The 12,703-nt window shown below is 38.5% G+C and carries 4 protein-coding genes and 3 pseudogenes; 3 read left to right on the plus strand and 4 right to left on the minus strand.

Going from position 1 to position 12,703, the window contains the following annotated elements; translation table 11 throughout:
* Nucleotides 1-162 precede the first annotated feature (162 nt).
* Nucleotides 163-6,603: an ATP-binding protein gene (locus tag BCT34_RS00485; protein ID WP_076652841.1), complete on the minus strand. Its 6,441-nt coding sequence runs from the start codon at nucleotides 6,601-6,603 to the stop codon at nucleotides 163-165.
* 439 nt (nucleotides 6,604-7,042) lie between these two features.
* Entirely contained in the window at nucleotides 7,043-7,591 is a 549-nt protein-coding gene (locus BCT34_RS00490; RefSeq protein WP_076652838.1) for a hypothetical protein, read from the minus strand.
* A 457-nt stretch (nucleotides 7,592-8,048) separates the two neighbouring features.
* Between BCT34_RS00490 and BCT34_RS24570 the strand changes: the two are divergent.
* Both BCT34_RS24570 and BCT34_RS00500 read left to right on the plus strand, forming a co-directional pair.
* A pseudogene (locus BCT34_RS24570) lies at nucleotides 8,049-8,309 on the plus strand (regulator).
* 255 nt (nucleotides 8,310-8,564) lie between these two features.
* Nucleotides 8,565-10,445: an AIPR family protein gene (locus tag BCT34_RS00500; protein ID WP_198593452.1), complete on the plus strand. Its 1,881-nt coding sequence runs from the start codon at nucleotides 8,565-8,567 to the stop codon at nucleotides 10,443-10,445.
* Nucleotides 10,446-10,879: 434 nt separating this feature from the next.
* Here BCT34_RS00500 and BCT34_RS00510 read toward each other — a convergent pair.
* Together BCT34_RS00510 and BCT34_RS00515 are read right to left on the minus strand one after the other, a co-directional pair.
* Nucleotides 10,880-11,364 (minus strand): annotated as a pseudogene (locus BCT34_RS00510) (GNAT family N-acetyltransferase).
* A gap of 119 nt (nucleotides 11,365-11,483) precedes the next feature.
* A complete protein-coding gene (locus BCT34_RS00515) occupies nucleotides 11,484-12,359 on the minus strand; it encodes a hypothetical protein (RefSeq protein WP_076652834.1) in 876 nt (291 codons plus the stop codon).
* 109 nt (nucleotides 12,360-12,468) lie between these two features.
* Between BCT34_RS00515 and BCT34_RS00520 the strand changes: the two are divergent.
* Nucleotides 12,469-12,600, plus strand: a pseudogene (locus BCT34_RS00520) (IS110 family transposase); the annotation flags it as partial.
* Nucleotides 12,601-12,703: the final 103 nt, after the last annotated feature.

Raw genomic sequence — 12,703 nt, forward strand, 5'->3', positions numbered from 1 at the left:
TACCCTGCCAGAGGGGGTAACTTTAGGATTAAATCAATAACTTGCTGCTCGTACTTTTCTTTTTCCTCAAGGTTCTCTTCATACTGAGCCCTTTCCATGATTTCAGCTAAGTAATGCGACATCCATTTACCTAGAGTGTCGCAACTATCAGAAAATCCAAGTTCAGTCACCAGATGCTGTCCAAGTACCAACACGTCCTTCCGCGGTAAAGATTTCTCCAGCTCTTCTGAGAAGGTAAAGTCTTGCATAGCGCTCTTCTTTTTCGGACTCTTCGTTATACTTTTTAATTCCATCTTTAGTTACTCTTCGTGTTATTTCAACTTCAATAATTAGATCAAAGCCAACTTTATCTAGATATTGCTTTAGGTGATCGATCGATACTTTCAGACGATGGCCATTGGAGTTAACATCGTCACCATAAATATATTCTCTTGGTCGTGAATCATCTCTTACGTCACCCCACGCTTCATAATAAAAAACGCTGTCTCCACTAGCGGTGGCAAACCAGCTAACTGGGTAGTTATCTGACTGGCATAACCCAAGTATTTCAACGACATTCTCAGATGGCTGAGACTCAATTAGACGGACACTATTATTAAACATATCCTTTTCATCTAAACGTGCATCTCCAGATTGTTCACAAAGCCAGCCACGCAGTAAAAATGGGGCATCATTTATCTCACACTCATGACTAGCAGGTGGTAAGCGGTAGTCATGGGAGTCGTCTGACGTTTGAAGCGCTCTAACTAATGATAATCCGGTATCAGGGCTAACAAGGGAAGAAGATATTCTGACACTAGAGCGGTGATTACTTGTACGGATATCATAATAAGAATCCACAACTAGATTACTATCTTCAGAAGTTAAACCAAGCTCCAATTCAAAATCATCGGCGCTTATTGTTGCCACCCAATCTTCTGCCTCTATAGTTGGTGGTTTATGAAAACGCGATTCTAATGGTGTAGAACATCGAAGATCACTCGACCAGTGCGGGGGTTGAGTCAACCCCTCTTGTTTCAAAAATCCGTTAAGTGTTCCATAGTCGTCATCGTCGTATTCAGGCTCAGCTAACGCATTTTCTACAAGTAGAGAACCTAGACTACACCACATAGAATGCCACTCTAGGTAATAGCGATGGCGCTCTATGGTTGGCATTGAACCGTGACTGTGGCTGTATAGGGAGTAGTTTGCTCTTTCAAACTTGAGTTTTCTTGGCTCGTTCTCGTATGATGACAAATCAAAACTATTCCAGCGATCTATTATCCAAGATTCCGCTTCATCAAGAAACATTTCTTGGCCTACATCAGAGAAGCACCTTATTGCCCCCGGATACATATAACGTAGAGTATCTAATGAATCAAAATCAAACCTTCGCTCTTTATTTCGCTCAAAAAATCCCCCACGGGAAACCTTACGCTTCGATTTTTCAGCGACTAAATCAGAGGTGTTAATCCTATGTACCGAAGAAATTTCCTGACCATCAAAATCAACAAGATCATTTGAAAGAAGCTTTGTTAAACAGGATTTCGCAAAATGGCGCATTAATACATGCGGGAAACCTTGGTCAGTAGCTATGCTCAATATCCAACGTGCGACAGGCGCGATTGCTTCTGGAACCTCGGAAGCAATTCGATCAAATGTAACTATGAGCCACAGACGCGCTGACATCCAATAAAAAGGCACATTATCTTCGCGATAACCAAGCATAGATTTTTCATCATATAGAGCTGTTAACGCAACTATTGTCTCAAAGTCGCCCATTCTGGCAGAAGCTCTAATACTGTGTGCTGCTCGCCACCTTACCCTTGTGTCTACATCACCTAAGAACGAGTAAAGTTGACATGCTAATGCTGATTCCACGGAACATGCAGACTCTATTTTATTCGTTGGAAGTTTTAATCGTTTAGTTAGTCGGTGAACATAACGAGTTGTAACATCAGCAATTTGCTCCTTACTGCAATAATTCGTTATTAGCTTAATCACCAGATATAGTTTAGATAAAGGTATAGATTCGACATTTTTTTCCAAGCCACTTAAGAGCAAACTAACCTTTTCTTCTCTCTTCAAATCAAGGCTATGAATAACATATTTTAGCGTTTGTTTGTCGTTCCCATAAGTTTCATCATAAGCGAATTCGCCCAAATGATTAGCAACTAAGATTGGCAAGTTTTCCGCTTTCCAAGCAGATATAGCGTGAGACGACTCTATCCAGAAATCGATGCAATCAACCAACGTTTTAGACCATGTATAACCAAGCTCATCAATTACACGTTCATCGGTCAATAAATCCAGAAAGGTAATACGAGCTCTCGATTCTAAACTACTGACTACAGATTTCAGTATGTCATCGCTAGTAACATATAAATCTTCACTCCTTGCTGCTCTCAGCTTTACGTTAATTGAATTCAGAAATTCAGAAGGTGAATCAAAGGAAATTTCTACTAATTTTATGCATTCAAGGAACTCAGTTTTCTTTAACTTCCTTGTTGTCGAGTCAGGTTTATCAATGCTAGTTTCAACGTTGGTACTTGATTTTATTTGTGTTCTAAATTCAACCAATTGATTTAGTGCTAAATGCCAATATTCACTACTATCGCTATATTGAACTAACTCATTTAGGAGCTTGCATACGTTTGAAGTTCCGCTTCTGTTGAACCTCAATAATTCAGCTTTTGCTATCTCTTCCACTAGTTGACTAGCATCTTGAACGCTTGTAGTCGAAACTAAATTAGCCACAAGATCATCACTCAAATCATCACAGAAATTGAGCAACGATGCTGCCTGAGAAGAGCTTATAGTTCCTTCTGAAATACCCGTAGATATCAACGCTGGAAGAGTTTGATTGGCTTGGACTAAATCACAATCCTCCCAATAGCCTAATAGGCTTATTGCTTTCGGCATATCTAATATAGCAATAGCAGAAATTGCATCGTTCCAAGGAAAATGATCATATCCATCGAGAAGAGTGCCGTACTCCGTTATTATCGTAGCCATTTGAGTTGCTATTTTCTGTGAGTCTCTAGGCGAAAAGTATTTTTTAGCGTTTTTGGATAATGCAAAAAAAAGAGCCACGTCATGCATAGCATCCACATCAACGTCATTAGCGATATCAACCGATATTTTGAATACTTCTCTGGCTTCTTCCTTATCCACAAAAAGCAATATTCTAGATAGCTCCAAAAGAATGCTGATTTTTTCGTTTGCTGCTGTTTTTAGCTCTTTTACTTCAACTGAGCGATTGAAAATATCCTTAACAACTAGTGACCTTAACTCTGGTATTTTTATTAGACTAGCAATAACTTTACGCTGCCCAGAAGAAAATGCAGATGGCCACTGCTTAAACGCCCCCTTCACTAGCATTAGTACTGTGTTCACATCGATATCAGGTACAACAGACAACTTGGCTAGCGATAAAGAAAGACAACTACATATCGGTTCAAAATAGTATTCCCTCGATATCCTCCAGGAATTTTCAAACAAGGAACTTAATGCAGACTTAACTTTCTCTTCAGCATTTTCCGGCAAAATATTAGATAGTAAAATATCAGCTCGAACAGCATAGACAGACATTAAACATGAGAAGTTTTCATTTATTTCTTTATGTTTTTCCGATAGTTTTTGCTTCTTTCGATTAGTTTCGGCTTCATTAAGACCTTCAGTTATAGGTGAATCGATCCAATAGGACTCAATTGTAACCTCGAGACCACGGTGACGCATCAACAAAGAATAAGCTCTAAAAGCAACATCGTTTTTAATAATATCGTGTATGTAGATATTATTAACCAAGCGCCAATTATCAGGACATAAGTATTCAAGGATCGGTTCAACTGAAGATAAGTTCACACCATTAGAAGCCAAAACTTCACAGCCACAAAGCAACATCTCTGCGTAGCTAAAACCATCAGAATCTAGAGATGTGTGCCTTTCCAGCTCTTTCAAATCACAAAATCTTAATACATCTTTGTTACATAATGATTTTTCAAGGGAAGAACAATCAATACGATGGCCTATAAGCGCTAAAGGTATTTTGAACAATGATGACCAAGGCTCTGGAATATAACCACCACTCAAAAACTCTTGAACTGTGACTAATTTGCCTGATAACAACAGGCGTTCCAACAATCTAATCGCGATTTTGTAACGGATACTTTTAGGATTCCAACCACAGATGAAATCATATGCAGCCTGATAACCCTCCATATCCAACACAGAATGAGCAACAGCAGTAATATCTTCAAGCTCTAACTGCCAAGCCTTAACATGTTGATAACGACGCTCGCTTTGTTCGGATTGTTGCCGCTCAATATCTTCACTTCTCCGATTCATCCATTCATGAAGAATACGTTTCTTTTCACGGGCAGCGATAAAGTCCTTATCCGCAGCGTCACGAGCAATAATATGCGACAAGAACCTACCATGGTTCTTATATAATTTTGACGAGTAAAGTATGTTTCTACCTACGGTATCAGACGCAAAATGAACGGATAAATCTGGATTTTCAGTGATAATTTTGTCTACGGCATCATCCGTTTTCATCGCCTCAGCACCAACCAATAAAGTAAATATTGCATCTGCTGACTCGCCTGCTGAACGACATACTTTCATTGCTAGTTGCAACCGCTGACGTTGCACTTCTCTGCGTATTATTTGGTCTTTTATAGCTATTGGCGCTTCATTTTCCTCAATGATTTTTATTATTTCTTGGCCTTGCCCAGCTGAAAATAACGCCGAAGCTAAGTGCATGGCTGAATATTCATCAGTTCCATGATTAGCGCTGAAATATTCCGCTGAACGCTTGTAAGCTTCCAATAGCTTTGGTTGCGCCTTTTCTCTTACAAAAAATTCAACATCTTCATCAAGAAACCCAACTCTCCCTTCAAGCACTCGCATTCCGGGAAGGTCAGAGATAATATCGTTAATTCTCTCTAGCGATATCCCTACAACACTAGCTAAATGCTGCTTTGGAACTGGTGTAGGTAATGCAATTAACGATGAACAAACAAGAGACAAAACGCTAGAGTTACCTTCTTTCAAAGTTGCCTCTTCAAAGCGAGCCTCAAATATTTGATCCAACCCCTTGCCATTTGGCATTAAGAAATCAATCGCCTTGCGCGGTTCTAAACCTGCATAATCGAATGCATAACTTTGTACTCGTGGGTTCCGATTAGATAAATCATGAAAGTCTTCTATCCACGCTTCGGCTACGTTAGAATATTTACTCAACACATTAAGCGTTGTTTCTTCCAATGAGAAGTTAGAAATTTCTACCGAGATGTATTTAGATGGAATAGATAACGAGTCTAAGCGTCCGGTTCTTGCAGAGATAATTAACCTTACATTGCTTGGTAAATTACCTATTTTAATCAGTTCATGAACGAAACTGACTTCTTCAGGTTGACACTGCTTGGCGCCCGTTACAGAATTATCCGCAGCATCTATAACTACGACTAATAATGCATTATCTTCTTGTGCTTCTAGAACTTTACTTGCACTTCTGATTCTCTCTGAAAAAGCCTTGATAAAATCTACAGAACTATCCTGGCTAATCAACAAAGGTAGCCGTAATCGGGCTGAGGTTTCATTGATTATTTGCAAGTAGGCATCTTTCGGTCTATGGCGATAGGCTTCACTATCCATATAAGTTCCGGCACCATAGCAGTCATATATAATCATGACTGACCCCTCTGGCAATAAACTTTCAACCTGTTTTAATATAGTTGTTTTTCCACTACCGCCTTCACCATGCAAGCATATAAATTGTTCACTATTAACCATGGCTGTTTGTATCTCCACAGCAGCACTTCTGCTCACAGGGTTTTCTACAGCCTTAAGTCTTGAAGGGCATGGAAATAAAGCAAAAGGGTCAGATACATTCATCCATGTTAGTACGGTTTCTTTAGTGATATAACTTCCTGTAGCCTCAGGCAGCATCAACTTATGAACTCGATCTTTCAAATCCAACACAAAACCTCGATCAGCACTATGTGTTAGTGTTAAAATTTCATTAATTGCGTTTTCTTCCTGCTCAAAGCGAGAACCTGTACCACACTTAGAGAAATCGAAGAATTTAATAAATTTCTTGAAATTTGTTTTATTAAGGCCACTAGCAGCTCTCAATATTTCATGCTTCTTGTTATTGGCATCGGAAAGAGATTTCTGAAGGTCTGCACCAATAGACCTATTACTGACTAGCCTGATTGTTAGCGCACCCGTACTAACCAAATCTGGTCTAACCTTTAATATGGCATGAAATGAATCGGCAAGGCCCTTGATTATGCTGTTATTTGAAGACTTCGACTTGGAGCTTGTTAACTCCGAAACAGTCCATTTTTTTTCAGGTGTTGATGACGAATACTTCAACTGCTCAAAGACAACCCTTTCAGCCCTTTCTACTGTATGACCACCGTAAAACAAACCACAGTCAACAGAATCCCACTCAGTTAAAACTTGAGCATTTTCATTATCAAGGTTTACACCTTCAACTGTAACGGCAGCCAATGATGTGTCAGGTTCGAGCAGTTGTAATGCAAGACGAAGTGCCCACCATTCATGGAAATCATCGCCAGTGTTAGAGGCTCTGGCACCTAAATATTCTGGTTTCATATATTGATAATTCTACAAAATCTTATTAGACCGCTTTGGCTCTGCTGGTTTATTAGCTAATGAACGAGAGCGTACAACTAAGCACATAATGGTTCATTAGGAAAATTAGAGCAAGCTGATGCTTCTCATGGTGTGATAGATAATAGTTTTAAGAATTTTAGGAAATTCCGTATTAAAACGTGCCACGGGTAAAACTCCACCTGTGAAGTTTTTGGACAAAAAACGAGTCTGGTTTTGTGCTAAATTAGAGAGCCTTGGATAACTGTAGGTATGGAGAGGCTTAACTTAATATCCAACGATGATGGGGCGGATCAGACCGTCCTTTTGTGCTCCTCAAACAAGAACACTACTTTGAGAAAAGCTAACAACAAGCAGTAAATTATTAATAAATGAGCAGCTTTCAGCTTTGGACCTCAGAGGCTCTTCAACTAAACCTACCTCAGCTATGACTGGTGATCGCCGCTTCAGTTGCCAATTTTAACTTTGTGACTTTATCACTGGTCATCTCAAAGCTGCTTTCATATTTGTTCATTGAAGCTACTCGAAGTTGGCGCTCGACAGACATCAGATCACCGATAGCTCTACGTAACTTAGCTGCTGACATACGAACCTGTTTCATTATTTGTATCACTGACGCCCCTGAAACGATAAAGCTACAACTCATGGCGCAATTCTTTGCATTCAGAATCATTTCAAACTCTCGGATACAACTATTAGCAACAAACAGCTCATCGATAGTTAAGTTATCAAAGTAGCTCTCAACATGCGCTGATCGCTCTATCTCACGGTAAGCCTCCCTTAGCTTTTGGGTTTGATCATCTAATTGACCAATAATAATATTCACTAATTCATAGTTTTCATCTGATAGATAAAATTCGTTATTTTTATACTCTGAGCCTTCCAGACGAAGTGCCATAGTTTTAGCAATGATACAGCTGATACTATCATTGGCACTGCCATCGAATGCTGCCATAATAATTTTACTCATACCGTTTCTCTTGTTCAGTGCGACCTCAATAGCATTATAGGGATATCTTGGTAAAATGGTAAGCTTGGCTAATTCCTCTGACTTGCTGGTTATTGATCCCCCCTAGACTCCGACTTCTCATCACTCTCAGTTGCGAGAAGTTACATTGGTGAACTAATGTCAGCGAAAGAGCTAGCTTTATCTAAAATATGCCTTTCTCAAGAAATCTACATCCTCTCTAGAGCTAAATTCTTGACCAGTATCTGAGGTAGCTTTTTGAAAAAATTAGTTTCGGAAATCGAACATTGGCAATTCATGAATAACTTTTTAGAAGAGTATTACCACTGCATATGCCCTCTTACAATGCGTATTGTATTTCACAGCCCACATTTTATAAAACTAATACAACCTGTTGTTTTTATTATTTAAGTATCGCGAAATAAGTAAGAGTTACATTTTTCAAGAGTTAGAATTCCAAATAACGAAGGAAAAGATAGCTAGACTGTGTTTTAAAACTGTGAGAACAGCCACAGGTTGGAGTGAGGAATAACCGATACCTCTCGAGTGCAAAAGACTTATGTGAATGGTAAAAGGTAGAGAACTTAGCATTAGTGAAGATTGGGGGCAGTTCAAAATATTATACGACAGCATTGAAATACCTACTGGCCAAGTGGTGAGACCACAACAAATATTGACAGGGATTGCGCTTCTGAGGAGCCAATCAGAGTTAGAGATATAAACTTCAACACTCCTGTTTGGGTTAGCTAAAGGGATAGCTAATATAAAGAAATAGAATGACAAAAGTATGGTTTCTCGATAGGAGTTCAAAGTCTAAATTACATTGACTAACGTGATGTGACTCTTGTTGATAAGGTGACAGTGGCTAGTACAGAGAGGTGTCTTGTTTGTGGATTAGCCAGTCCTTCTGTTAGTCATATCAAGGAGAAAGAGGCCGGACTCATTGAGTTCGGATTTTTCGCATGGGTGTCGCAAAATGTTAATGCCAAGCGCAGTGATTCAATTTACCAATCGCGATAACGTTTATAAACCGCAACTTATACAAGGTTTCATTGGTTTAATCTATATGCATAGTGGTATATTGCACAAAACGTTAATTCATATAATTGGAAAATACATGGACCGCATAACAAAGCAACTACTTAGTGACTTCTTAGCTACACAGGAGTTTAAAGCATCTAAACCCGAGTCAGATTTTGAGCTATTCTGCAATTACGCTGTTATAAGCTCTGAATACAATAAAACCTTTGATATTCAAGATGTAAGTGTTGGTGCTGGAGATGATACTGGTATCGATGGCTTAGGTATTATTGTTAATGGCCACTTGGTCCAAGACAGCAATGAAGTAGATGACCTGATGTCGCAAAACGGGTACTTAGAAGTTACTTATGTTTTTGTTCAAGCGAAAACGTCACCTTCAATGGATACGAAGGAGTTAAACTCATTCTATAATGGTATCGTAGACTTCTTTGAAGAGAATCCAAAGTTAAGAAGAAACGAAGAAATTCAAAAGTTTGCAGAGTTATCAAACTACATCTTAGATTTGGCACCAGATTTTAAAGAAAATCCAAAGTGTAAAGCTTATTACATCTATACAGGCTCACCCAAAGAAGACCAAAATGTAGAAGCTATTAAAGATATCTATCGTGATCGTATTGGCGATTATAATATCTTTAATTCAACAGATGAATATATTTTAGGAGCTAATGACTTAAGTAAGCTGTATCGAAAAACTAAAAACCCTGTATCTGTAACATTTACCTTTCAAAACAAAGTAGCGTTGCCACCAATTGAGCATGTTGATCAAGCTTACTATGGCTATTTACCATTTACAGAGTTCAAAAAAATCATCATTGATGATAACGGTAATATACGTAGCGTATTCGATGATAACGTGCGTGACTTTCAAGGTGCTTCAAACGCAGTAAACCAAAGCATTTCAGAAACTCTTGTTAGCGATACCCCAACATTATTTGGAGTTTTAAATAATGGCATAACAATTGTTGCTGATTCGATAAAAACCTCAGCAAATAAGTTTGTTATATCTGATTACCAAATCGTTAATGGCTGCCAATCAAGTAATGTTCTGTATGAAAATAGAAACATTGAGGGGATTGACGATGTTTGCGTGCCTATTCGCTTGATTGTTACCGATAACGACGATGTAAAATCTAATGTAACGGTCTCAACCAACAACCAAACCGCGATCAAGAAAGAACAATTAACTGCAATGTCTGACTTCCAGAAAAACCTGGAGCATTATTACAACACGATCACAGGTGACGGTCGCTTATACTATGAGCGCAGAGCTAAGCAGTACGATTCTGATAGAGAAGTAGTACGAAGAAGAATTGTTACTGTGGCGAATCAAATTAAGAGCTTTGCTTCTATGTTTGAACAAAACCCGCACATGGTTACTAGCTATTATGGTTCAATTGTTAAAAGTGTAGGGAAAGAAGACTCAGCAATATTTTCGCCTGATCACCATTTTTCAAGCTATTACATGTCAGCGTTAGCATACTACCGTATGGACTCCTTATTTAACTCTGGCGACCTAGATAAGAAGTATAAGAAAGTTAAATTTTACTTACTGATGCTTTTCCCGCTGCTTGCTTCGGATGAAAACTTCCCGCCTCTAAACAGTGTTAAAAAAGTAGATAAATACTGTAACCCAATAATAAAGTTATTGGATAATGAAGCAAAATATAAAGCAATTTTTAATAAAGCGGTGGCTGTTATTGATGCTTCAGGGGCGAACATTGAAGACAAACAAAGCGTTAAGTCAAAATCAATGACGACAGAAATTCTTGAGCATTTACCAAAGATAAAAGAAAAAGCAGAATTGGTAGAAGCATAATTAGGACCCGCATTTAGCGGGTTTTTTATTAGCTAGTACCGAAGAAAGTTAGTATCTTAGATAACTGTTATTCCGTCGAATTTATCCCGAGATATAACACGGTAATTTAAAATAAACACCATTGGAATAATTGATAACTTTTGATTTTGGAAAATATCCTGAACAGGGTGTGACTGTGTAAAAGGTCTAACTTACAGTGGGGAACTTTCGAGCTAGAAAATGCCACAGGTAAAAATTCAGCCTGTGAAGATTCTGGACGAAACCTTGTCAGTTATATTGCTAAATTAGGATATAACTGATTAGCTGAAGTAACGAAAACAACCTGTTAAGGGGGGGGGAACAACGCAATACCGAAGTCACCGCACGATATCTTGATAACTAAAACCAACGCATAGTAAAAGTGCCACGCATAGCGAATCACTTTTAACATTTTGTTATATTCTTAGCCACTTGTACATGACGTAGCTATCAACTAACCCTAGATGAGCTTGCTTATACGCCTTGGGGATTGTACCTATGATGTGAAAACCTAGCCTCTCCCAAAGCTTCACCGCGACTTCATTAGTAGAAACCACGCTGTTAAATTGCATGGCGTCAAAACCGAGCCCTAGAGCCGTTTCCTGCGAATGTTCACACATAAGGCGTGCAATGCCCTTACCTCTAGCTTCGCTTGAAACTATGTATCCACAATTACTATATGGCTACTTGGCCCCATTGCATTTGACTTAATATAGTAAGAGCCCTGAACCTCGTTATTTTCTACGAAAACAAAAGCCTTCAATGGAGACTCGCACCATAGAGTGAATGCTTGTTCCAGCGTCATATCTGGGGTAAAGGCATAGGTTTCTTGAGCCTAAACAACCACTGAAAATGTTGGCCAAAACGACTCAAAATCTGCTTTTGTAATTTCTCTAATCATGAATTTTCCCCTAGAACATAAAGCCCCAAAAAGGGGCTGATAATAATGGGATAAAATTGTAAACGAAGTGAACGCAGCCAACTGTTATACATACGACTTGATTAGCTTGTTATGCCATGTCAAAGAGCATAATAATAATCTATAAGTTTTAGCGATGGTCTATAAACACCAGATGTTAAATCAAAAAAATGCCTTTTAAATTCTTTACTCAGTACTTTTCTTCCTTGCTTTTTAAAGCCATTAACTGTGGGTAACCATTGATGAAAAACCTTGATTACTTCATATTGTCCAACGAACTCTTTAGCAATGTGTTCGTCTATTGAGTTTGCTACAGATTCTACCAACTCCAGAAAGCCCATTATTTTTTTATCTGATATCTTACTCAGCTTTTTAACTTCCCAACCTTGAGCAAACTTCATTGACTTTATATCACGTCCAAAAGTATGTCCTGCATCATTTCTTAATTTTCTTAACTCTTCCAATTTGGAAATTCGATCTTCAAATGGGCATGAGCCAAAAAATCCTTTGTATGCTGAAGCCCGAGCCTGCCAGTCTCCTCTAGTAAGGGATTCAGAGTGAGAGTATAAGTCATATTTGGAGTTATGTTTAAGAAAAGTAGCGCCATCTATTTTTGATGAACCAGCCCCTAAAATAAGTGAAGGAGTTGACTCAAATGCAGCTGTAGAAATTTGTGCAATATATGTCTCTAGATATCCAGCAAGAGCAACTATATATGACATTCTAGACCAATTATCAAACTCAGAATACCACTGCCCCCACTCCCCAAGAGACCTATTATTTCTAATTTCATCATTAGTTGTACTAAAAAGTGATTTAACAGGATCTTCTGTACTGAAGGTTTTCGTTTGCGAGAACGTATGGGTAAAAACGGTCCTTTGGGACCAATAAATATCATTAAAGTGGGTGTGATGCCTTTTAAATAATCTATGTGCTAACGAACGATTTTCAAATATCTTATATCTATCAAAACTCATAAACAGTGCTTCTTGTTTGAGGTTAATTCAATGGCATAACGAATGACGTGGATTCCCCCTACCGAGGATCTGCCACACTTATGTGGTACTTAAATGCATCGGAGGCACCATGCCTGATTATTCTTATTTTTGCGGTATCGACCTAACAAAAAAACACTTTGGTCTTCATGCCATAGACCAAAATGGTAAGGTCATACTTCATAAGTCAGTAACTTGCTCTAAACTACTGACTAAAATAGCAAAAGTAGTATGTGATTGCACCAATACAAGTTGTTATTAAGAGTGATAAATGCCCTTTGTATGTAATACAGTGCCTTCTTTACTCCTGATTTCAGATAATAAGT

Origin of the sequence: Vibrio sp. 10N.261.45.E2, from assembly GCF_002875705.1 — a bacterium.
Lineage (GTDB): Bacteria > Pseudomonadota > Gammaproteobacteria > Enterobacterales > Vibrionaceae > Vibrio.